Origin of the sequence: Bradyrhizobium sp. 44 (assembly GCF_023073095.1) — a bacterium.
GTDB lineage: Bacteria > Pseudomonadota > Alphaproteobacteria > Rhizobiales > Xanthobacteraceae > Bradyrhizobium.
On sequence record NZ_JADPIY010000014.1, the window covers coordinates 961,152 to 982,183 of the forward strand.

A 21,032-nucleotide genomic window follows, 5' to 3' on the forward strand; every position below is an offset into this window, starting at 1 on the left:
GATAATTCCGCTGGCGCGGGAAGCCGGAGCACATTAGTCTACCCCTAGATAGTAAGTATACTGTCAATCAGGGAGGACAGACGTTGCGGATCGCCGTGATTGGCGGGGGGCCCGGTGGGCTCTACTTCGCCTATCTCTGGAAGAAGCGTCACCCCGAGGATCAGATCGACCTGTTCGAACAGAACCCGGCCGACGCGACCTGGGGCTTTGGCGTCGTGTTCTCGGACCAGGCCCTGGAATTCTTGCGTGCCGACGACCCCGAGACGGTCGACGCGATCGCGCCACACATGGAGAGCTGGGAGAACATCACGCTGAACCTGAGCGGCGACAGCGTCGCCATCGACGGTGTCGGCTTCTCCTCGATCGGCCGGCTCGAACTCTTGCGATTCCTGCAGCAGCGCGCGCTGGATGCCGGCGTCACCCCGCGCTTCGACACGCCGATCCACTCCATCGACCAGCTCAACGGCCATGATCTGATCGTCGCCGCCGACGGGCTGAACTCGCTGGTACGCCGCGCCTTCGAGGGCGATTTCGGCACCTCGCTGTCCTACTCCTCCAACAAGTTCGTCTGGTACGGCACCTCGAAACGCTTCGACACGCTGTCGCAGACCTTCGTCAAGACCGACCGCGGCGCCTTCAACGCCCACCACTACCGCTACTCGCCCACCATGAGCACGTTCCTGGTCGAATGCGATCACGCGACCTGGCAGGCCTACGGTTTCGCCTACAAGGACGTGGAGCAGTCCAAGGGTGTCTGCGAGGAGGTGTTCGCCGACACGCTCGGCGGCCGCTCGCTGGTCTCCAATAAATCGGTCTGGCGCAACTTCCCCTGGGTCTGGAACGAGCACTGGTCGTTCAAGAACATGGTGCTGCTCGGTGACGCCCTGCACTCGGCGCATTTCTCGATCGGCTCGGGCACGCGGCTCGCGATCGAGGACGCCATTGCGCTGGTCAAGGCGCTGGAATCGGATGCCCATCTCTCGACCGCCCTGCATCGCTACCAGGCCGCGCGAAAGCCGGTGGTGCAGAAGCTCGTCAACGCCGCGCGGACCAGCGCTTTCTGGTACGAGCACTTTGCTCAGCACATGCAGCAGGGCCTGATGGACTTTGCCTACAGCTACATCACCCGCTCAGGCCGCATCGACGACTCCCGCCTGCGCGCGATGTCGCCGGCCTTCATGGCGCGCTACGAAGCCGCCAAGAACGGTGGGGACGAGGCATGAGCGAGCAGATTCACGACCAGGTGCCCGCCAACAGCGCGGGCGCGCGCGAGATCGGCTTTTCCGTTCCGCAGGTCTACAATGCCAGCCGCGTGCTGTTCGACAATCTCGCAAGAGGATGCGGCGACAAGCTCGCGCTCATTGGCCCCGCGGGCACGCGCACCTACGCGGAGCTCTGCGCGGAAGCCGGGCGCTGGGGCAACGGCTTTGCCTCGCTCGGCCTCGAGCGCGGCAACCGCGTGCTGCTGTTCCTCGACGATACCACGGCCTATCCGGCAGCGTTCTTCGGCGCGGTGCGCGCCGGCTTCGTGCCGCTGCTGATCAACACGCTGACGCCGCCGGATCTGCTGCAATTCTATCTCGCCGATTCCGGCGCTTCTGTCGCGGTGGCGGATGCCGAGTTCTGTGCACGTTTCAACGCCGAGGCCTGCAAGGACACGGCCCTGCATACGCTGGTCGTCGTCAATGGCGCGGTGAGCGATCACGCAGCACCAAACGCCATTTCTGCCGCCGGCTGGCTCCCGCAATTTCCGACTGAGCTCGCGGAAGCCGACACGCACCGCAACGAGATGGCGTTCTGGATGTACTCGTCCGGATCGACCGGCCGGCCCAAGGGCATCGTGCATCTCCAGCACGACATGGCCTATAGCGAGGCCGCCTTTGCCCGGGACGTGCTGAAGCTGGCTCCCGGCGACATCTGCTTCTCGGTGCCGAAAATCTTCTTCGCCTATGGCTTTGGCAACGCGATCACCTTCCCGTTCTCGGCGGGCGCGACGACGCTGCTGTTGCCGGGCCAGCCGAAGCCCGCGGCGATCTTCAAGGCGATCGAGCAATACAAGCCGACGGTCTTCTTCGGCCTGCCGACGCTTTATACGTCGCTGACCAAGGCCGAGGGTGCGGACAGGACCGACTTCTCGTCCCTGCGCATGGCGCTCTCAGCCGCAGAGGTGCTCTCGGCCGACGTTTTCAACGGCTGGAAGACGCTCACCGGTCTCGAGATCGTCGAAGGCCTCGGCTCGACCGAGGTGCTGCACATCTATCTCTCCAACCGCCCCGAGCGGAAGAAGCTCGGCGCCGCCGGCCTGCGCGTGCCCGGCTACGAGGTCGCGCTGCGCGACAGGGACGGCCGGGACGTCGCCGACGACGAGGAAGGCATCTTGTGGGTGCGCGGCGATTCCAACACGCCGCTGTACTGGAACCGGCCGGACAAATCCGCCGAGACCATCCGCGAAGGCGGCTGGATCTACACCGGCGACCGCTTCGTCCGCGATGCCGACGGCTTTCACTTCTTCCGCGGCCGCGCCGACGATCTCATCAAGATCTCCGGCCAGTGGGTCTACCCGCTCGAGGTCGAGCTGTGCCTCGCCGATCACCCGGACATCCGCGAATGCGCGGTGTTCGCGGCCGAGCTGCCGGACCGGCGCATGACGCTGAAGGCAGTCGTGGTGATGAACAGCCGCGCGGCGGATCAGAGCGAGACGACCCGCAGGCTGCAGGACTACGTGAAAGGCAAGCTGCTTCCGTACAAGTATCCGCGTGAGGTGATCTTCATCGACGAGTTGCCGAAGACGGGGACAGGGAAGATCGACCGGCAGGCGCTGTTGCGGATGTGAGGAAGGATGTGGCCACACTCTCGCTGTCGTCCCCGCGAAGGCCGGGACCCATACGCCGAGTGAGAGTTATTGCGCGAGCTGGTCACCACCTGTCTTCGCCAAACCCAACTAGGTGGTTATGGGTCCCGGCCTTCGCCGGGACGACGGCGGTATTTGACGCCCCACCCTCACCCCGCCTTCCCCATATGCTCCAGCGCGTCCTCCGCCCGGAGCGGCACCCGCGATGCCTCGTTGTTGAGATCGACGAGCTGCACCAGGAGCCCCATCAGCGCCTTGCGGTCCGCCGGCTTGAGCGGTTCGAGCATCCGCGCCTGGGCGCGTTCGACGGCGGGAATGATGTCGCGCAGGATCGCCGCGCCTGATTTGGTCAAATAGAGCAGCTTGATCCGCTTGTCTTCCGGCGCTGGCCTGCGCTCGACGAAATCCTTGGCCTGAAGCCGCTCGATCACGCTGCCGAGCGTGGAGCGGTCGAAGGCGATCACCGCGGACAGCCGCGTCGCGTCGATGCCGGGATGGGTGTGGATCGCGATCAGCGCCGCGTATTGCACCGGCGTGAGGTCGAACGCCTTGCACTCCTCCATGAAGATCGAGACCGCGATCTGCTGCATGCGACGGAACAGATAGCCCGGCGCGGCATAAACCGCGTCTATCGTGATCGGAGGCGGCTTACTCGGCATCGGGCTGCTTCTCCGGCGCGGCGTTGACGAACGGCGGCAGCGCCTTGGCCGCAGCTTCCGCTTCAAGCAGGCGCGGATAGGCGGAGACGTCGACGCCGAAGCGGCGCGCATTGGCGAGCTGCGGCACCAGGCAGAGGTCGGCGAGCGTCGGCGCATCCCCGAAGCAGAACGGGCCCGGCTCGTTTCTGATCAGCGTCTCGCAGGCCGCGAGCCCCTCGCGGTTGACACAAGCCGCCCAATCCTGAACCTTCTCCTCAGGCAGCCCGAGCTCGCGCAGCCGCGCCAGCACCTTCAGATTCTGCACGGGGTGAGTGTCGCAGGCGATCGCCAAGGCGAACGCCCTCACCTTGGCGCGCTGCAAAATATCCTTCGGCAGCAGCGGCGGGTTGGGATGGGTCTCGTCGAGCCATTCGATGATGGCAACCGATTGGGTCAGCACTGCGCCCGCATCGTTCTCCAGCGCGGGCACCAGGCCCTGCGGATTGATGGCGAGATAGGCGGGCGCGCATTGCTCGCCCTTGCGAAGGTGATGCGGCAGGTGCTCGGCACCGAGACCCTTGAGGTTTAGCGCGATTCGTACCCGGTAGGCGGCGCTGGAGCGGAAATAGCCGTGCAGCTTCATCGGAACCCTCCCGTTTCGTTCTCGTTCGCGCGTTGACGCTACCTAGATCGTAAGTATACTGTCAATAAACAAAACGACGGGAGCGCACCATGGAAGCCGTGACCAAGACGCCGGAACGCGAGGCGTTCTACAAGAAGATCGACGGCGAGAATCTCACCGCGCTCTGGACCGTCATGAGCGATTTGATCACGCCGGAGCCGAAGAGCGCCTGCCGGCCCCATCTGTGGAAGTTCGACATCATCCGCGACTACATGACGGAAGCCGGCAAGCTGATCACGGCGAAAGAAGCCGAGCGGCGCGTACTGGTGCTGGAAAATCCCGGCCTGCGCGGGCAGTCGAAAATCACCACGTCGCTCTATGCCGGCGTGCAGATGGTGGTGCCCGGCGACGTCGCGCCCGCCCACCGGCACAGCCAAGCGGCACTGCGCTTCGTGCTCGAAGGCAAGGGCGCCCACACAGCGGTCGACGGCGAGCGCACCGCGATGGAGCCCGGCGACTTCATCATCACGCCGTCGATGACCTGGCACGATCATTCCAACGAGACCGACCAGCCGATGTTCTGGCTCGACGGTCTCGACATTCCGCTGGTGCAGTTCTTCGACTGCTCCTTCGCGGAAGGCTCCAACGAGGATCAGCAGAAGATTACAAGGCCCGCCGGCGACAGCTTCGCGCGCTACGGCCACAATTTGCTGCCGGTCGACGTGAAGCGGAGCTCGAAGACCTCGCCGATCTTCAGCTATCCCTATGCCTACACGCGCGAGGCACTGGAGAAGGCCCGCGCGAGCCAGGAGTGGGACGCATGTCACGGGCTGAAGCTGAAGTTCAGCAACCCCGAGACCGGCGACTTCGCGATGCCGACCATCGGTACCTTCATCCAGTTGCTGCCCAAGGGCTTCAAGACCGCGCGCTATCGCGCGACGGACGCAACGGTGTTCTGTCCGATCGAAGGCCACGGCCGTACCCGCATCGGGGAAGCGACCTTCGAATGGGGCCCGCGCGATTTGTTCGTGGTGCCGAGCTGGCAATGGGTGACGCACGAGGCTGACATGGATGCGGTGCTGTTCAGCTTCTCGGACCGACCCGTGCAGCAGAAGCTGGACTTGTTCCGCGAGGATCGTGGGAACGTTTAGGCTGCGCTGTCAGCTCCATCGTCATTGCGAGCGCAGCGAAGCAATCCAGAATCTTTCTGGGGCGACAGTCTGGATTGCTTCGCTGCGCTCGCAATGACGGAGTAAACCTCACCGCCAGTGCAACAGCCGCGTCTCCAGCCAGTTGATCACCCTGCCCACCATCAATCCAAACACCGACAAAATCACCACGCCCGCGAGCAGCTGATCCGTCTGCATCAAATTGCCGGCCTGCAGCACGAACGCGCCGATGCCGTATTGCGCGCCGATCATCTCGGCGCTGACGACGAGCAGCAGCGCCACCGACGACGTGATGCGGAAGCCGGCGAGGATCGCGGGCAGCGCGCCCGGCCAGACCACCTTGCGCACGATGGTGGCGAACGGCACGTTGAAGCTTTGTGCCATGCGGATCAGGTTGCGCGGCACCGCGTCGACACCGCTATAGACCGAGATCGCGGTCGAGAAGAACACCCCGAGCGCAATGGTCGCGATCTTGGGCTCTTCACCGATGCCGAGCCAGAGGATCAACAGCGGCAGCAGCGCGATTTTCGGGATCGGAAACAGCGCCGAGATGAAAGTGATGCCGACGCTGCGCGCCAGCCGCGACAGGCCGATGGCAAAGCCAACCGCAACACCGGCCGCCGTGCCGAGCAGCCAGCCGACACCGATGCGCAGGAGCGACGCGGAAAGGTGCTGCCACAGCGCACCCGAGATCGCGAGCTGGTAGATCGCACGCGCGATCGCCGATGGTGGTGGCAGGAACAGCGGATTGACGAGACCGCCGCTGCCCGCCGCCTGCCAGATCGCAATGACCAGCGCGAGCGCGATCCAGCCGCCGAAACGGCTGCTCGCCGGCACGAAGCCGGCGCCGCGAAAACGGACGCGCCGGACCAATTCATCCTTCACAGATGTTCCCGCCGGAGCGCGATCAAGCATGCTGAACCTCGCGCTCGGCATCGATCGCCTCGTTGCGGATCAGCGACCAGATCTGGTTCTGCAGCGCGAGCAGCTTTTCACGGGCTGCAATGTCACCGCGCTCGGTGCGCGTCATCGGCACGCTCACGACCTCGCGAATACGGCCAGGACGCCGCGACAGCACCACGATGCGATCGGCAAGCCGCGCCGCCTCTTCGAGATTATGTGTGACATAGACCGCCCCCATGCCGCCATCGGCGAGCAGCCGGACGAAATCCTCCATCAGCAGTTCGCGGGTCTGCGAATCCAGCGCCGACAACGGCTCGTCCATCAGGAGAATGGCCGGCCTGACCGCAAGCGCACGCGAAATGCCGACGCGCTGGCGCATGCCGCCGGAAAGCTGCTTTGGATAGGTTTTGCGAAAATCGGTCAGGCCGGTGCGGCGCAAGGCGTCGTCGACCAGCGCGCGGCGCTGCACGGCCGAGAGCTGGGTGTGCAGCAGCGGGAATTCGACGTTCTCCTCCACATTGGCCCAGGGCAGCAGCGCAAAGTCCTGGAACACGAAGGTGAGCGGATTGAGACTGTCCGTCGGCGGCGATCCACGCAGCTCGGGCGCGCCGGAGGTCGGCAGCAACAGCCCGCCCAGAATCGACAGCAGCGTGCTCTTGCCGCAGCCCGAGGGCCCTACGATCGCCACCACCTCGCCCGCGCTGACGGTGAACGAGACGTCGTCGAGCACCGCGAGTTCGCCGAAACGATGGGTGATGTGGTTGGCGATCAGGTCCATAGGCTGCGTTCTACTCTCAATCCGCCTTCACAAATTCCTTGGCTATGATCGCATTCGCGTCAAAGCCCTTGTCGGCAAAACCCTGCTCCTGGAGCCATTTGATCTGGTTGTCGACGTTCTTCACATCCAGCTTGCCGTCGGGATCGATATAGGCGCAATTGCCGACCACCTGCTCGACCGGGAGGTTCGTATACTTGGCGATGATCTCCAGCAGCGGCTTTGTCTTGTCATTGATCGGCGCGACGCCGTCCTTCATCGCGGCAAGGATGACGTCGTGATATTCGCGGTCGGCTTTTGCCAAAGCGCCGAGCAGCTTCGTCACCAGCACCTTGTTGGTCAGCGTCTTCGGTGAAGCGAACACCGCGCCCAATTGCCAGGGCGTCTCGTCGCCGACCCAGCCGAGAAACTTCGCACCGCCGTCGTCCATCAGCTTTCGCGCGGTGGAGATCGGCAGCAGCGCTGCATCCACGGTCTCGCCCTTCAGCGCGGCCGCCGCATTCGACAGCGATTGCAGCGGCACGATCTTCACGTCCGCGAGCTTGAAGCCGTATTTGTCGGCAAGCAGGCCGAGCGAATAGTGAAAGGAGGAGCCGACCTGCGTCATCGCCACGCGCTTGCCCGCGAGGTCCTTCGGCGTCTTCAGGCCGCTCGCATAGGCGTTGTTGCTGGCGAAATAGCCGATCAGGGGATAGCCGGCCTTCTCGCGGCTCATGCCGCCGATCACCTTCAGCACGCCCTTGCCGGCGAGATTGTAGAGACCGGCGGTGAAGGCGGTGACGCCGAAATCGATGTCGCCGGAGGTGGTGGCCACCGCGATCGGCTGCGCCGCATCGAAGAATTTCAGCTCGACGTCGAGGCCAGCCTCGCGGAAATAGCCCTTGTCCTGCGCGATGAAGACCGGCGCGGAGGAGGATAGCCTGAGCACCCCGATCCTGGCCTTCAGCGCGTCCTCGGCTCGGGCCGTGCCCATCGCTGTGATCGCCATCAGGGCAGCTAGCGCGAGCCGCACAATTCCGGTCATTTCGTTTCCTCGCCGTCGTTATCTTGCAGTCGGTTACAGGCCCTCGGGCACGGGCTGGTCCCGTCCGATGAAGGCGCCCTGTTGTTTCAACGTTTCCTGCAGCTTTTCAACGGGGATGTCACGCGGGATCCGGTTTCCGGAGAGCGCCAGCGCGGCGGCGGAACCGGCGGTCTCCCCCATCACGAAACAGGCACCGGAGACCCGGGCCGCCGACTGGCCCTCATGGGTCATCGAGGCGCAGCGGCCGGCGACCAGCAGATTGTCGACGCCTTCGGGCACCAGCATGCGGTAAGGCAGCTCGTTATAGCCGCGCGATTCCGGGATCGGCGGGAAGGTGAAGACGACGTCGCCGGGGACATGGGCCTCGATCGGCCAGCCATTGACCCCGATGGAATCCTCGAACGAGGCGCAGCCGAGCACGTCCTCGCCGCTAAGCTGATAGCCGCCGGTGATGCGGCGGGTTTCGCGGATGCCGAGCTGCGGCGGCAGGTCGACGATGTAGGATTTTTCAAAGCCCGGCACGGTGCGCAGGAATTCGAATGCGGCGAGCGCTTGCTTGCGGCCCTCGATCTCGCCGCGGGTGAGATCGTCAGGCTCGATGCCGTTGATGGCGTGGCCGTCCTCGCGCGCCACTTGCGTGAAGTTCACCCGCCATTCGATGCCGGACTTCTGCGGCCGCACGATCGCGCTCTTGCGCGGGAATGTGTGGGTGCCGGCGGCGGTTGCCTTCTCCATCAATTGCGGGATGGTGCGCCAGGCATCGCCGGCCTTCGCGGGATCGATGCCGTTGAGACGGAGCATCATCGACGGGTACATCGGATGACCGTGCTCGTCGCCGAATTCGAACGGCGCGCCGGCCCAGACCGCAAGATCGCCGTCGCCGGAGCAATCGATGAAGATCTCCGATCGCACCGCCTGCCGGCCGGCCTTGGTCTCGACCATCAGCGCATCGATGCGCCGATCGTTGCCCATCACGACGCCGGCACCGAGCGCATGGAAGAGGATGTGCACCTTGTGACTGGCGAGCAGTTGGTCGGCCGCGATCTTGTAGGCGGCGGTGTCGTAGGCCTGGGCGAAGACCTTGCCGAGAATCAGATGCGGCGCATTGAGGCCGTTCAAGCGATCGATCCGCGCCAGCAGCTCGGACGCCATGCCCTGCACCAGCCGGTGGGCCTCGCCGTAAACATTGCCGTGCAGGCCGCAGAAATTGGTGACGCCGGCAGCGGTCCCCATGCCGCCAAGAAAGCCGTAGCGCTCGATCAGCAGCGTCTTCCGTCCCGCGCGTGCGCTTGAGGCCGCCGCCACGATGCCGGCCGGACCGCCGCCGAGCACGACCACTTCATATTCGCCATAGATCGGCACATGGCGCGCCGGTTCTTCGATCGTCATGGCCTGCATGGCGCGTTCTGCTCCCGAAATCTGTTGTTAAGCCGACTATGAATTAACGCGTGCCGGGCTACAATCCACCAAAATACACGATCAGCTTTCGCGAATCGAGAAAGGTGAAAAATGGACGTCCTCGTGAACCTCCAAGCCTTCCTCGCCACCGCGGACGCCGCCGGATTTTCCGCCGCGGCGAGAAAACTCAACGTCGCGACTTCGGTGGTCGCAAAGCGGGTCACCCAATTGGAGGCGCGGATCGGCACGCCGCTGTTTCATCGCTCGACGCGGCAATTGCGGCTGACCGCGGCCGGCCAGGAATATGTCCAGAGGGCGCGGAGCGTGGTCGCCGATGTCGGCGATCTCCTGTCGCGCATGGGCGAGAAAGGACATGATCTTATCGATCATTTGCGTATCAAGGCACCGACATCGCTGACCATCGCCCGGCTTGCCGATGTGTTCAGCGCGTTCCAGACCCAAAACCCGAAGCTGAAACTCGAAATCGTCTTGATCGACCGTCCCGTCGATCCGGTGACGGAAGGATTCGATATCGCCATCGGCGCGTTCCCGCATTCGTTCGGCGGTGTGGTCGACGAACCCCTATGCCGATTGAAGCGCTTGTTGTGCGCGTCACCGGCCTATCTCAGCGCACACGGCATGCCGCGGCACCCGCGCGATCTGGTCGATCATCGTTGCCTGAGTTTTCTTCCCACCGGCCCGGACTGGGTGTTCGACGGGCCGCGCGACCGTATCACCGTTCAGGTCCGCCCGCTGTTGAGTTCGAACGAAGGCCACGTGCTCGTGAAGAGCGCGATCGCCGGCAACGGCATCGCCTTCATCTCGCACTACCTTGCGGAAGAGGCCCTACGCCAAGGCACGTTGCAGGTCGTGTTGCCGGATTTTCCAATCCCCGATTTATGGGTCAAGGCAACCATTCCCGAGCGACGGGTCCAGGCTGCAGCGGTTCAGGCGCTATTGCGCGAATTGAAGAGTTCGCTGTTGCCGGTGCTGTAAGGCCCGTTTCGTTTGCACCGGCGGCGTCGCCGATTTCTCCGGAAATTCAGGCCGCCGAGCGGATGGTGTGGAGGAAATCGTCGACGTTCGACTTCATTGAATCCGCCTGCTGCTTGAGGGCCGCCGCGACCGTAAGAGCGGCTTCAGCACCGGCGTCGGTCTCGCCCGCCACCGCGCGCACCTGACCGATTTCCTGCGTCACCGCCGTGGTGCCGTTGGCCGCCTCTTCGACGTTGCGGGCGATTTCGCCCGTTGCCGCGCCCTGCTCTTCGACCGCCGCGGCGATCGCGGTGGCGATGTCGGCCATTTCCTTGACGGTGGTGCCGAACTGCTTGATCGCCTGGACCGATTGGCCGGTCGCGCTCTGGATCGTCGCGATCTGGCTGGCGATCTGCTCGGTCGCCTGCGCTGTCTGGGTCGCGAGACTCTTGACCTCGCTGGCGACGATCGCGAAGCCCCGGCCGGCGTCACCGGCGCGCGCCGCTTCGATGGTCGCGTTCAGTGCCAGCAGATTGGTCTGACTGGCGATGGCCTGAATCAATTGAATGATGGTGCCGATCTTTTCAGCCGCATCCGACAGCCCATGGATCAAATCGGAGGTGCGGTTGGTCTCGTCGGTCGCCCGGTTCGAGACCGCGACGGAGCGATGCACCTGGCTCGAGATTTCGCGGATCGAGGCCGCGAGCTGCTGGGTGGCGGAGGCGACGGTCTGCACGTTCATCGATGCCTGCTCGGCGCGGGTCGCGACCGCTTCGGCGAGCCCGCGACCACGCTCGGCGACCTTTGCCAACTCCTCGGCGCTGCGCCCCATGTCGTCGGCGCGACCACCGACACCGGCAATCACCCCCTGCATGCCCTGCTCGAAGCGGCCGGCAAGATCAGACATCATGCGGGCACGGTCGGCCTCGGTAGCTTCGCGCTGTGCCGTGGCTTCGCCTTCCATGCGACGAACCGCCAGTGCGTTTTCGCGGAACACCTCGACGGCACGCGCCATGCGACCGATTTCGTCGCGCGATTCGCCGCCCGGAATGGGATCATCGAGCTCGCCCGCCGCCAGCGATTGCATCCGGTCTGTCATGCCGCGAATCGGGCCGGATACGCTGGCGCCGATCAGCCATGCGAGCACCGCTCCCAGCAGCAGCGCGCCGGCCGCGGTCGCGATGACGGTCTGTTTGGTTTGATCGACCGCTGCCGAGGTCTTGTCACCCTGCTCGGCGCGCACGGTGCCGAGCTTCGCATTGATCTTGTTGACCTGATCGTCGATCGCCGCACTCGCCTTCTTCAGTTCGGCCTGCCTGGCGCGTAGATCGGCGGCAACCTTGATGACCTCTTCGAGCGCCGTCGTGTCGGCGGCGATCGCGGTCTTGAGTGCTGCGACCAGCGTCTTCAATTTGGGGGCGTCCGCCGTCGCCAGCTCAGCCTCGGTGTCTGCGATCGCCAACTGGGCGTAGGACAACGCCTGCCTGGCGTCGTCGGCATCGCCTGTCGACAAAGTGGAGCCATAGCGCATCACGGTGACGCGCAGCGCGTCGACGACGCCGGCCAGCCGCATCGGGTTGACAAGCCGTTCCGCGTCATCCGAGCGATTGGCGAGTGCAACCTGAATGCCGCTGACATTGAGGCCGGCGGCCGCGCCCTGGGCGTCGGTCTTCGTGGTGGCGGCGCGCAGCCGATCCGCGGCATCCGCCGCCGCGGTGAACGACGAACGATAGGTTTCCAGCGCCGTCTTGACCGGGCCGATGCCTTCCGCGATCGCTTGCAGTTTGCCGAATTGCCGATCGGCCTGATCGGCCAGTTTGCCCACGCCGTCGATCGCCTTGGCTGCGGCATCCTTGTCGCCGACATTCCAGGTTCGGATGAATTTCTCGACCGCCGAGTTCGCTTCCAAAAGCGCGGCACGCGCCTGTGACATGCCGGCGTCGCCCGCAGCGCTGGTCACGAGGTCATTGACCGTTCCGCCGATCCGCTCGACCTGGACCACGGCAAAGCCCGCCAGCAGGACCAGGAAGCTGAGAACCAGCGCGAAACCGCCAAACACGCGCGGACGGATGCCGACCCGGGACATCATGTGCGATAATTTCATGGGGATCCCGAAATTCTTACTGGGTGGACCGGATGGTGGCGAGCAGATCTTTGCCGAACCGCTTCTCGAATTCCTGATCGAGCGGCTTGACCGCGTCGACGAAGGGTTGGCGATCGAATTTCTCGATCACGTCCATGCCGCCGTTGCGCACCTGCTCGAGCGACGCGGCATCGAGCTTTGCCTGCCATGTCGCCTCCGCCCCCGCCTTTGCCTGCGCGATCAGCGTTGCCTGGTCGGCCGGAGTGAGCTGCTCGAACATGGCCCGGTTGGCGATGAACACGATCGGCGCGAAGAAGTGGCCGGTCAATGTGAGGTATTTCTGGACTTCATAGAGACGGGAGCCGGCAATGGTCGGCACCGGATTTTCCTGCCCATCGAGCCGGCCGTCCTTGAGCGCGGTATAGACCAGCGGAAATTCCATCGGGACCACTTCGGCACCGAGCGCCTTGAACGTCATCTGATAGATCGGGTTCGGGATGACACGAATCTTCAGACCCTTGATATCGTCGGGGCTACGAACGGGCCGTTTTGAATTCGTAACGTTGCGGAAGCCCTGTCGGCCAATCGCCAGCAGGGTCAGCCCCTTATCGCCGAATTTGGCGGCGATTGCCGCGCCGGCCGGACCTTGCGCCACGGCTTTGGCGTGAGCCGTATCGCGAAACAGGAAGGGAATGTCGAACACGCCGAGTTCGGGGACGACTGCACTGACCACCGAACCCGACAGCACCGCCATATCGACGGCGCCGGACTGCGTCGCTGCGAGAATGGCGTTCTCGCTCCCGAGCGCATTGGTGGCGCGCTGGTCGATCACGATGTGCTTGCCGGACAATGCCACCAGCTTCTGGCGAAACTCATCCGCCCCGATCTGCTGCGGGCTTCCGAGCTGGGAATTGAACGCCAGAGAGACCAGCCGAGGTGAAGCGGCAACCGGATGCAGGAGCAGCAGCGTTGCCGCCGCGACGATCGATCCGGCCTTCCAAAACCCCAGAACTTCTCTGTGCATTCGACACCATGGCGTGACAATTGTCGTAACCATAATGGCCGGGAATGATTGAACTCTTAAGGATGACCCCGCGGAATTACGGGGATTCGAATCGGTCCCGCGGACAAGATTTGGCGATGATGCACGATGCAGATCGTATGGGGCTGCCGCAGAGCGGCGCGCTCATGCCTTGCCGCCGCTCCAATTCGCCGCGCGCTTTTCGGCGAACGACGCCAGCCCTTCCGCGGCTTCCGCACTCTGTCGCTTGACCGAATGCAGGTGCACGAGCCGCTTGTAAGCGGCATCGTCGACTGCCATTCCGCCGAACGAGCTCTCCAGCGCCAGCCGCTTGGTCTCGGCCATCGCTTCAGGTCCGTTGGCAAGCAACTGCTCGACCACCTTGGCGCCGGCGGCCTCGAGATCGGCGAGCGGCACGACCTCGTGGACGAGGCCGATGCGGCGGGCGTCCTCGGCGCCGAAACGTTCACCTGTCAGCGCGTAGCGGCGGACTTGCCGTACGCCGATGGCATCGCAGAGCTGCGGGATGATGATGGCCGCGGTCAGGCCCCAGCGCACTTCGGTGATCGAGAACAGGGCGTTGTCGGCCGCGATCACGACGTCGCAGGCTGCGATCACGCCGGTGCCGCCGCCGAAGCAGCCGCCCTGCACTAGCGCAACCGTCGGGATCGGCAGCGTGTTGAGCCGCTGCACGGCCTCGAACGTCGCACGCGACGCGGCCTCGTTCGCCTCAGTCGATTGCGGCCGGACGCCGTTGATCCATTTGAGGTCGGCGCCGGCCTGGAAATGCTTGCCATTGCCCCGGAGCACGACGACGCGAAGGTTGGGCTTGCTGCCGAGATCGTCCATGGCCGCAAGCACGCCCGCGATCAATGCGCCGTCATAGGCGTTGTTGACCTCCGGCCGGTTCAACGTGACGGTCGCAACCCCACGCGCGTCCAGGGTCCACAGGACGGGGCTGTCGGTCATTGGTGTTCCTCCGCTCGTTTGTTTGGCGCGCACTATGACCGAGGCTCCGCACCTTGATCCATATCTTTCGAGCGTAGGGCAGCCGCGTCCATCGCATGGCGGCTTGTGTCATGCTGTCGCGGGGCGGCATCAAGGGATCAGGGACGGACATTACATGCGCATCTGCATTTTCGGCGCGGGCGCCGTCGGCAGCCATCTCGCGGTCAGGCTGGCCCGCGCCGGCCACGAGGTCTCGTGCGTGATGCGCGGCGCCCACCTGGAGGCGGTCCGGGCCAACGGCCTCAAGCTGCGCGTCGGCGATTCCGAGGTCTCCGCCAAGGTGAACGCCTCCGGCGATCCGGCCCAGCTCGGCCCACAGGACGTCGTGATCAGCACCTTGAAGGCAACCGCGCTGACCGGGCTGGTCTCCAGTCTCAAGCCGCTGCTGCAGGACGACACCGCCATCGTGTTCGCGCAGAACGGCATTCCCTGGTGGTACGGGATCGGCCTGCCGCCGCGACACCCGACTCCGCCCGACATCTCGTTCCTCGACCCGGGCGGGCGCTTGCGCGCCTGCATTCCGAAGGAGCGGATCGTCGGCGGCGTGGTCTTCTCCTCGAACGAGGTGATCGCGCCCGGTGTGGTGCAGAACCTGACGCCGGACCGCAACCGCCTGCTGATCGGCGAATGCGACGATCGCAATTGCGAGCGCATCACGACGCTGCGCGGTGTCTTCACAGACGCGAGGCTGGAATCGCCGCCGGTCGCCGAGATCCGCGAGGCGATCTGGTCAAAGCTGCTGACCAACATGTCGTTGTCGGTGCTGTGCCTGCTCACCGGCCAGACCGCGCGCGGCGTGCGCGACGATCCTGCGTTCGCCGAGGTTATCCCGCGGATGCTGAACGAGGCCAACGAGATCGCCCAGCACTTCATCCCCGAGGTCAAGCGCGTATCACGCAGCGGCCCCGCCCCCAATCACAAGCCGTCGCTGCTGCAGGATTACGAGCTCGGCCGCGCCATGGAGATCGACGTCCTGGTGAAGGCGCCCCAAGCCTTCGCGCGCACCGCCGGCCTGTCCACGCCAACGCTCGACCTGATCGCCGCCCTCGCGATCCAGAAAGCGCGCGACAAAGGGCTTTATTCGTCGTGAGATTTCAGGCGAGCTTGTCGATCCAGACCACCAGCGCATCAAGCACCTCCGCAAGCGCCTCCTCATTGCTGCGGCCGGACCTTTTGAGCACCGCGAAGGAGTGATCGCCGCCTTCGACCTCGTGCAGCGTCGCTTTCGGGGCAAGAGCGGCGATGACGGGCTTGAGGAGGCCGAGATCGGCGAGCCCGTCGCGGGTGCCTTGCAGGAACAGCATCGGGATCTCGACACGGGCCAGGTGCTCGGCGCGCTCCGTCGACGGCTTCTTATCGGCGTGCAGGGGAAAGCCGAGGAAGGCGAGCCCTTTGACACCAGGCAGCGGCGTCTTGGACTGCGTCTGCGATGTCATGCGCCCGCCGAAGGATTTTCCGCCCGCGACGAGCTTCACACCTGGGCAGAGCCGCGCGGCTTCCTCGACTGCCGCGCGGATCGTGGCATGGGCGACCGCCGGCTGGTCGGGACGGCCCAGCTTGTTCTCCATGTAGGGAAAATTGAAGCGGAAAGTCGCGATGCCGCGAGCAGCGAGCCCCTCCGCAATCTTGTCCATCGATGCGTGCCGCATCCCTGCACCGGCACCATGCGCCAGCACGTAGCAGCCGCGCGCCTTGTCCGGCTGCATCAGGATCGCGGAGACCGTGCCGATGCGCGCGATGTCGAGCTTGAGCTCTTTGGTTTTGGCAGCCACAATCAACCATTCCGACAGACGCTACTCCGGCCGCCTTGGTAGCTTCACCGGCGCAGCCTGAAAACACAATAATTGACGCTGCCGACTGGCCTACCAAGCCGGCAAGCCGCATCAACCGAGGTTTCCATGTCCTACCGCTCCTCCTGGATGACCGAAGAGCTCGAAATCTTCCGCGACCAGTTCCGGAAATACCTTGCCAAGGATCTGGCCCCGCATGCCGAAAAATGGCGCGAGCAGAAGATGGTCGACCGCTTTGCCTGGCGCGGGCTCGGCGAGATGGGCGCGCTGCTGGCGAGCGTGCCGGAGGAATATGGTGGCCTCGGCGCGACCTTCGCCTATGACGCCGCCGTGCTCGACGACCTCGAAAGCACGGTACCGGAGCTGACGACCGGCGTCTCCGTGCACAGCGCCATCGTCGCCCACTACATCCTCAATTACGGCTCCGAGGAGCAGAAGAAGCGTTGGCTGCCGAAGATGGCCTCCGGCGAGATGGTCGGCGCTATCGCCATGACCGAGCCCGGCACCGGCTCGGATTTGCAGGCCGTCAAGACCACCGCCAGGAAGCAGGGCAATTCCTACGTCATCAACGGACAGAAGACTTTCATCACCAACGGCCAGGCCGCCGATCTCGTCATCGTGGTCGCGCGCACCGGCGATGTCGGCGCCAAGGGCATTTCGCTGATCGTGGTCGAAACCTCAGGCGCGGATGGATACAAGCGCGGGCGCAACCTCGACAAGATCGGCCTGCATGCCTCCGACACGTCCGAGCTGTTCTTCGACAACGTCGCGGTCCCGCCAGACAATTTGCTCGGCGGCGAGGAAGGCCAGGGCTTCGTGCAGCTGATGCAGCAATTGCCGCAGGAGCGCCTCGCGCTCGCCGTCGGCGCGGTCGCCGCGATGGAGCGCGCGATAAAACTCACCGTCGACTACACCAAGGAGCGAAAGGCGTTCGGCAAGCCGCTGATGGATTTCCAGAACACCGCCTTCAAGCTCGCCGAGCGCAAGACCGAAGCGATGATCGCGCGCGTCTTCGTCGACTGGTGCATCGAGCGACTGGTCGCCAAGGACCTCGACACCGTCACGGCGTCGATGGCGAAATATTGGTGCTCGGAGAAGCAGGTCGAGACCGCCGACGAATGCCTCCAGCTGTTCGGCGGTTACGGCTACATGCAGGAATATCCGATCTCGCGCATCTTCATCGATTCCCGCATCCAGAAGATCTATGGCGGCACGAACGAGATCATGAAGCTGTTGATCGCGAGATCGCTGTAATCAGGTCGTGAGCGGCCCACCGCTCAATTCGGATGCCACCAGCGGCCGCCGATGACGACGCCTTCGGACACGATCTTGCGATCCCCGATCAGGTGCTCGCCGACGACGTCCTCATAGTCGAACTGGCCTTGCTGGATCGAGATCAGCGTGGCGTCGCCGACGCTGCCCGGCTTGAGGCTGCCGAGTTCGGGCCGCCGCAGCGCCATCGCGGCGTTGACAGTGGAGGTTGCGATGACGTCGGACAGCGGCATGCCCATGCACAGGAATTTCGACAGGGTCGTCACTTGGTCGAACGCCGGGCCGTCGATGCAGAGCTGATGAATGTCGGACGAGATGGTGTCCGGATAGAAGCCGTTGGCGAGCATGGCACGTGCGGTCTTGAACGCGAACGAGCCCTTGCCGTGGCCGATGTCGAACAGCACGCCGCGCTCGCGGGCGTCGAGCACCGCACGTTTCACCGTGCCCTGCGCGGTCGCGGGCGTGTTGGGGAAGGGCCGGAACGCGTGGGTGAGCACGTCGCCGGGGCGCAGGCGCGCCAGCACCTCCTCGTAGCTCGGCGGCGGATGATCGATATGCGCCATCAGCGGCATGCCGACCTCGTTCGCGACCTCGAGCGCGATGTCGAGCGGCACGACGCCCGACGTGCCCGAGGAGTGCAAGCCCACGCGCACCTTGATGCCGACGATGAGATCGCGATTTTCGTCAGCCACCTTGGCCGCCTCGACCGGATTCATCAGCCGCAGTTCCTCGCTCTCACCGACCATGATCCGGTGCGAGAAGCCAAAAATGCCGGCATGCGAGACGTGCAGATAAGCGAGAATGCGGACCTGGCTCGGCTCGATCACATGCTTGCGGAAGCCCGCGAAATTGCCCGGCCCCGCGCTGCCGGTGTCGACCGCGGTGCTGACGCCGGAGAGGCGGCAGAATTCCTCGGCGTCGATACCAAGCGAAGTGCCGCCCCAATAGACATGGGTGTGAAGATCGATCAGCCCCGGCGTCACGATGTAGCGTGACACATCGCGCACATCGGTGCCCGGATCGGCCTTGAGCCCGCTACCGATCGCAGCGACCTTTCCGCCGGAAAAGGCGACATCGGTCACGGCATCGAGCTTCTGGGACGGGTCGACCACACGGCCGCCGCGCAGGATCAAGTCGAAAGGCATCGTGGTCTCCGGATGGGGCGGTGAGGCGGGCCGGCAGTCAGTCCGGGCCAGGAAGGAAGCTTCGCGCTTCTAGCAATTTTTGCGCCGACAAGCGTGGCAAACGCGACGATTGCTCACTGAAAAACTGGCGATCCCGGCATGACTCGAACATGCGACCTACGGTTTAGGAAACCGTCGCTCTATCCGGCTGAGCTACGGGACCGCGGAACCCGCAGAGCGGGTTACCGGGGCTTCATATCAAAGCGGAGGCGGGATCGGAAGCCCTCACCTCGATCAATGCAAACGCCAGCCGGACAGCCTCACGCCCGGATATTGTTGTCCTTCACCACCTTACCCCAAGTGGCGACCTGCTTGTCGAAGAAGGTCTTGAAGGCGGGACCATCCTCGAGCAGCAGCGTCATCTGCTGGGTCTCCTTGAGCTGCGCCGCGGTCGCGGGCTCGCTCAAAATCTCCTTGGACGCCGTCGCGAGGCCAGCGACGATGTCCGGCGGCGTCCCCGTGGGCGCGAAGATGCCCCACCAGGCCAGCGTCTCGAAATCCGGAAAGCCGGCCTCGATCGCGGTCGGCGTCTCCGGCAGGCCCGGCAGCCGCTCGCGGCCGAGTTGCAGGATCGGACGCAGCATGTTGGTGCCGAGCTGGGCTGAGACCAGCGCCGCCGATCCCGCGATCAGATCGACATGGCCGCCGAGCACGTCGTTCATCGCGGGGCCGCCGCCGCGATAGGGCACATGCATGATTTCGACACCGGCCTTGTTGCCGAGCACGGTCATGGCGAGATGGCCGAGCGTGCCGATGCCGACGGAGGCATATTTCACCGCGCCGGGCGTCGCCTTGCAGGCCGCCACCACGTCGGCAAAGCTCTTGTAGGGACGGCCCGCACCGGCCGCGATCACATACGGCGCGGTGCCGACCAGCAACACCGGCATCAGCTCGCGCTCGACATCGACGGGCGGCTTGTCGAGGATGGAGGGGATCACCGCGTGGGAATCGAAGGTGACCAGGAACGTCGAGCCATCAGGCGGGCTCTTGGCGACCTGCGCCGCACCGAGCGCGCCGGCGGCGCCCGACTTGTTCTCGACGATGACGATGCGGTTGAGCCTGGTTTGCAGATGACTCTGGAGCAGCCGTGCCATCGCATCGGTCGATCCGCCCGGCGGAAACGGCACCACCAGCGTGATTTTTGAAGCCTGCGCCAACGCCGGCGTCATCGCGAGAATAGCCGGCGCTGCGAGCAGCGTCCGTCGTGTGATGGTCATGTTATCCCTCCCCTGTTTTCTCGCGCCCGGCTTTTGCTCTTGGCGCTTTAGGTCGTTCCGAAACCGGATCCCGCTTTTCTGTATTCTGGCCGCGGCGGACTGAAGATGTCCAGCACGCGAGCGCCGTCGGGGCCGGCGCGCATGGTGTGCGGCACGTTGCCGGGCGTGCGCCAGAAATCGCCCTTCTTCACGGCAATCTCCTCATCGCCCTGGACACGGATGGCGGAGCCGTCGAGCAGCACGCCCCATTGCTCCTCGGGATGATGGTGCAGCGTGCCTTGCGCATGCGGCGCCAGCGTCACCACCGACAGCATCGCCTGCTCGCCGGAGAAGATGCGCGTGGTCACCCCCGCCGCGAGTTCGCGAAACAGCCCGTCGCCGGTGTCGTCGAGATTGTGGAATTCCTCTTTCTGGCTCACGCCATCCTCCCCTTCTTTTTCTCTGTTCAGGATTTGCCATACGAGCCCTGATAACGGCCCTCGCGGATCGCCTTCAGTGTCTCCTCCTCGCGCGCGACCTGGGCCCGCACGGCATCCAGCAGCGCCGCGGCACCGGAGGCGGCAAACGACACCACGCCGTCCTCGTCGCCGACGACGATGTCGCCGGGCGAGATCACGCTGCCACCGATCGAAACAGGCACGTTGATCTCGCCGGGGCCGTTCTTGTAGGGGCCGCGGTGGATCACCGCGCGGGCGTAGCAGGGAAAATCATCGGCCGCGAACGCAGCGACGTCGCGGATCGCGCCGTCGATGACATAGCCTTCGGCTTTGCGCCACTGCGCGATGTTCTTCATGATCTCGCCGACCAGCGCCCGGGTCTCATCGCCGCCGCCATCGATCACGATGACGTCGCCGGGGCCCACCAGCTCGAGCGCGCGGTGGATGGCGAGATTGTCGCCGGGACGGGTGCGGACCGTGAAGGCCGTGCCCACCAGCTTGGCGCCTCGGTGATAGGGCTTGAGCCCCACTGCGCCCGGCAGCCGGCCGAGGTTGTCCGAAATGACCGAGGTCGGCGCTCCGCGAAAACCCTCGATGATCTCGGCCGGCGGCTTCGGCACGCTGTTCGCAGCGATGGTGATGGTCATGTCCAGAAATCCTTCCGT

Annotated in this window: 20 protein-coding genes and 1 tRNA gene; 6 read left to right on the top strand and 15 right to left on the bottom strand. The window is 64.7% G+C overall.

Features of this window, described 5'->3' with window-relative positions; translation table 11 throughout:
- Positions 1-83 precede the first annotated feature (83 nt).
- Both IVB41_RS15385 and IVB41_RS15390 read left to right on the top strand, forming a co-directional pair.
- Positions 84-1,223, top strand: a complete 1,140-nt coding sequence (locus tag IVB41_RS15385) for an FAD-dependent monooxygenase (protein WP_247432390.1) — start codon at positions 84-86, stop codon at positions 1,221-1,223.
- Positions 1,220-2,833: a benzoate-CoA ligase family protein gene (locus tag IVB41_RS15390; protein ID WP_247432394.1), complete on the top strand. Its 1,614-nt coding sequence runs from the start codon at positions 1,220-1,222 to the stop codon at positions 2,831-2,833. Before IVB41_RS15385 ends, IVB41_RS15390 begins: the two co-directional genes overlap by 4 nt.
- A gap of 167 nt (positions 2,834-3,000) precedes the next feature.
- Here IVB41_RS15390 and IVB41_RS15395 read toward each other — a convergent pair whose 3' ends face one another.
- The gene (locus IVB41_RS15395; protein WP_247432397.1) at positions 3,001-3,510 is read right to left on the bottom strand and encodes a MarR family winged helix-turn-helix transcriptional regulator; all 510 of its coding nucleotides are present in this window, start codon (positions 3,508-3,510) and stop codon (positions 3,001-3,003) included.
- Positions 3,500-4,132 (bottom strand): maleylacetoacetate isomerase, encoded by a 633-nt coding sequence (gene maiA / locus IVB41_RS15400; RefSeq protein WP_247432400.1) that lies wholly within the window; start codon positions 4,130-4,132, stop codon positions 3,500-3,502. The genes IVB41_RS15395 and maiA overlap by 11 nt, the downstream gene beginning before the upstream one ends.
- An 89-nt stretch (positions 4,133-4,221) precedes the next feature.
- Between maiA and gtdA the strand changes: the two genes are divergently transcribed.
- On the top strand, positions 4,222-5,262 hold the full coding sequence (gene gtdA / locus IVB41_RS15405) for a gentisate 1,2-dioxygenase (RefSeq protein WP_247432403.1): 1,041 nt from the start codon (positions 4,222-4,224) through the stop codon (positions 5,260-5,262).
- 108 nt (positions 5,263-5,370) lie between these two features.
- Here gtdA and IVB41_RS15410 read toward each other — a convergent pair whose 3' ends face one another.
- From IVB41_RS15410 to IVB41_RS15425, 4 genes are read right to left on the bottom strand one after another with little or no spacing between them, the layout of a single operon-like run.
- Positions 5,371-6,195 carry an ABC transporter permease gene (locus IVB41_RS15410; RefSeq protein ID WP_247283097.1) on the bottom strand — a complete coding sequence of 275 codons (825 nt, stop codon included), beginning with the start codon at positions 6,193-6,195 and terminating at the stop codon, positions 5,371-5,373.
- Positions 6,188-6,961 (bottom strand): ABC transporter ATP-binding protein, encoded by a 774-nt coding sequence (locus IVB41_RS15415; protein WP_247432406.1) that lies wholly within the window; start codon positions 6,959-6,961, stop codon positions 6,188-6,190. The genes IVB41_RS15410 and IVB41_RS15415 overlap by 8 nt, the downstream gene beginning before the upstream one ends.
- A gap of 16 nt (positions 6,962-6,977) precedes the next feature.
- Positions 6,978-7,982 (bottom strand): ABC transporter substrate-binding protein, encoded by a 1,005-nt coding sequence (locus tag IVB41_RS15420; RefSeq protein WP_247363014.1) that lies wholly within the window; start codon positions 7,980-7,982, stop codon positions 6,978-6,980.
- A 33-nt stretch (positions 7,983-8,015) separates the two neighbouring features.
- Positions 8,016-9,380 carry an FAD-dependent oxidoreductase gene (locus IVB41_RS15425; protein WP_247432409.1) on the bottom strand — a complete coding sequence of 455 codons (1,365 nt, stop codon included), beginning with the start codon at positions 9,378-9,380 and terminating at the stop codon, positions 8,016-8,018.
- Between the two features lie 111 nt (positions 9,381-9,491).
- Here IVB41_RS15425 and IVB41_RS15430 point away from each other — a divergent pair, with 111 nt between their 5' ends.
- Positions 9,492-10,376, top strand: coding sequence for a LysR family transcriptional regulator (locus tag IVB41_RS15430; RefSeq protein WP_247363017.1), 885 nt, complete (start codon positions 9,492-9,494; stop codon positions 10,374-10,376).
- A gap of 46 nt (positions 10,377-10,422) precedes the next feature.
- On the opposite strand, the gene IVB41_RS15435 is transcribed toward IVB41_RS15430, so the two are convergent.
- The 3 genes from IVB41_RS15435 to IVB41_RS15445 all read right to left on the bottom strand — a co-directional run bounded on the left by IVB41_RS15435 (position 10,423) and on the right by IVB41_RS15445 (position 14,428).
- The gene (locus tag IVB41_RS15435) at positions 10,423-12,459 is read right to left on the bottom strand and encodes a methyl-accepting chemotaxis protein (protein ID WP_027569981.1); all 2,037 of its coding nucleotides are present in this window, start codon (positions 12,457-12,459) and stop codon (positions 10,423-10,425) included.
- Between the two features lie 16 nt (positions 12,460-12,475).
- A complete protein-coding gene (locus IVB41_RS15440; RefSeq protein WP_247432412.1) occupies positions 12,476-13,462 on the bottom strand; it encodes a TRAP transporter substrate-binding protein in 987 nt (328 codons plus the stop codon).
- Positions 13,463-13,624: 162 nt separating this feature from the next.
- The gene (locus tag IVB41_RS15445; RefSeq protein ID WP_247405888.1) at positions 13,625-14,428 is read right to left on the bottom strand and encodes an enoyl-CoA hydratase-related protein; all 804 of its coding nucleotides are present in this window, start codon (positions 14,426-14,428) and stop codon (positions 13,625-13,627) included.
- Between the two features lie 154 nt (positions 14,429-14,582).
- Here IVB41_RS15445 and IVB41_RS15450 point away from each other — a divergent pair, with 154 nt between their 5' ends.
- Positions 14,583-15,557: a ketopantoate reductase family protein gene (locus IVB41_RS15450; protein ID WP_027569978.1), complete on the top strand. Its 975-nt coding sequence runs from the start codon at positions 14,583-14,585 to the stop codon at positions 15,555-15,557.
- A gap of 4 nt (positions 15,558-15,561) precedes the next feature.
- On the opposite strand, the gene IVB41_RS15455 is transcribed toward IVB41_RS15450, so the two are convergent.
- Complete coding sequence (locus tag IVB41_RS15455; protein ID WP_247432415.1) at positions 15,562-16,239, bottom strand: alpha/beta family hydrolase; 678 nt, start codon at positions 16,237-16,239, stop codon at positions 15,562-15,564.
- Between the two features lie 126 nt (positions 16,240-16,365).
- Here IVB41_RS15455 and IVB41_RS15460 point away from each other — a divergent pair, with 126 nt between their 5' ends.
- Positions 16,366-17,511, top strand: coding sequence for an acyl-CoA dehydrogenase family protein (locus tag IVB41_RS15460; protein WP_018452979.1), 1,146 nt, complete (start codon positions 16,366-16,368; stop codon positions 17,509-17,511).
- A gap of 23 nt (positions 17,512-17,534) precedes the next feature.
- Here the strand turns inward: IVB41_RS15460 and IVB41_RS15465 are convergent, their stop codons facing one another.
- The 5 genes from IVB41_RS15465 to IVB41_RS15485 all read right to left on the bottom strand — a co-directional run bounded on the left by IVB41_RS15465 (position 17,535) and on the right by IVB41_RS15485 (position 21,014).
- Complete coding sequence (locus tag IVB41_RS15465) at positions 17,535-18,674, bottom strand: amidohydrolase/deacetylase family metallohydrolase (RefSeq protein WP_247432418.1); 1,140 nt, start codon at positions 18,672-18,674, stop codon at positions 17,535-17,537.
- 125 nt (positions 18,675-18,799) lie between these two features.
- Positions 18,800-18,876, bottom strand: a tRNA-Arg gene (locus IVB41_RS15470).
- A gap of 97 nt (positions 18,877-18,973) precedes the next feature.
- Complete coding sequence (locus tag IVB41_RS15475; RefSeq protein WP_247432420.1) at positions 18,974-19,930, bottom strand: tripartite tricarboxylate transporter substrate-binding protein; 957 nt, start codon at positions 19,928-19,930, stop codon at positions 18,974-18,976.
- Between the two features lie 47 nt (positions 19,931-19,977).
- Positions 19,978-20,349: a cupin domain-containing protein gene (locus IVB41_RS15480; RefSeq protein ID WP_247432423.1), complete on the bottom strand. Its 372-nt coding sequence runs from the start codon at positions 20,347-20,349 to the stop codon at positions 19,978-19,980.
- 26 nt (positions 20,350-20,375) lie between these two features.
- Positions 20,376-21,014: an RraA family protein gene (locus IVB41_RS15485; RefSeq protein WP_247432426.1), complete on the bottom strand. Its 639-nt coding sequence runs from the start codon at positions 21,012-21,014 to the stop codon at positions 20,376-20,378.
- Positions 21,015-21,032: the final 18 nt, after the last annotated feature.